This window comes from Streptomyces sp. ATLC9, assembly GCF_057196705.1.
Genome location: NZ_JBXUOY010000555.1, coordinates 1 through 737, shown reverse-complemented (window position 1 = coordinate 737; position 737 = coordinate 1). Strand labels below are relative to the sequence as shown.

The following is a 737-nucleotide window of genomic DNA, read 5'->3' as shown; positions in this document are numbered from 1 at the left end:
GAGGCGGACATCGGTCTGGTCGGGTACGAGATGGCCCTGCTGGTGGACCGGGCGGGTACGGTGCTGACGCCGGACCTCCGCGCCGAACTGCAGGGAAGTCTGCTCAACTAGTCCACGCTCCCCCCACACGAGCACTACAGTCCGCATCGTCGACCACATGCCTCGCTCGGAGGAGCCATGACCCCGCCGCCCGCCTCACCCGGTCCGTACGGTGGCCTGAACGACCACGCGCCGTACGGCGGTGAGGGCGATCAGCCGCTGGTGCGTCCGTACGCCATGACCGGGGGCCGTACCCGGCCGCGCTACCAGCTCGCCATCGAGGCGCTGGTGAGCACCACAGCCGACCCGGCGCAGCTCATGGGCCTGCTCCCGGAACACCAGCGGATCTGCCACCTGTGCCAGGAGGTCAAGTCGGTGGCGGAGATCTCCGCGCTGCTCGCGATACCTCTGGGAGTGGCCCGTATCCTCGTGGCCGACCTGGCCGAGGCCGGGATGGTGGCGATCCACCAGCCGGGCAGCAGCAGCGAGCCCGGCGGCGCACCGGATGTGACACTGCTCGAAAGGGTGCTCAGTGGACTTCGCAAGCTCTAGCCCGCAGGCCGCCTACGGGGCCTCCTCGACGCGTGCCACCACCTCCGCGAAGATCGTGGTGGCGGGCGGGTTCGGCGTGGGCAAGACGACCTTCGTTGGCGCCGTGTCGGAGATCAACCCGCTGCGCACCGAAGCCGTGATGACCG

At 69.7% G+C, this 737-nt stretch carries 1 protein-coding gene and 2 pseudogenes; all 3 read left to right on the top strand.

Annotated features, from left to right (window positions below; translation table 11 throughout):
* Positions 1–111 (top strand): annotated as a pseudogene (locus AC2CJA_RS27030) (roadblock/LC7 domain-containing protein); the annotation flags it as partial.
* A 66-nt stretch (positions 112–177) separates the two neighbouring features.
* Positions 178–591: a DUF742 domain-containing protein gene (locus AC2CJA_RS27025; protein WP_101255539.1), complete on the top strand. Its 414-nt coding sequence runs from the start codon at positions 178–180 to the stop codon at positions 589–591.
* Positions 572–737: pseudogene (locus AC2CJA_RS27020) on the top strand (ATP-binding protein); the annotation flags it as partial. The gene AC2CJA_RS27025 and the pseudogene AC2CJA_RS27020, both read left to right, overlap by 20 nt.

What these genes read in the sequence shown, in the direction of transcription:
- AC2CJA_RS27025 (WP_101255539.1), top strand. Translation starts at nt 178, where the DNA reads ATGACCCCGCCGCCCGCCTCACCCGGTCCGTACGGTGGCCTGAACGAC.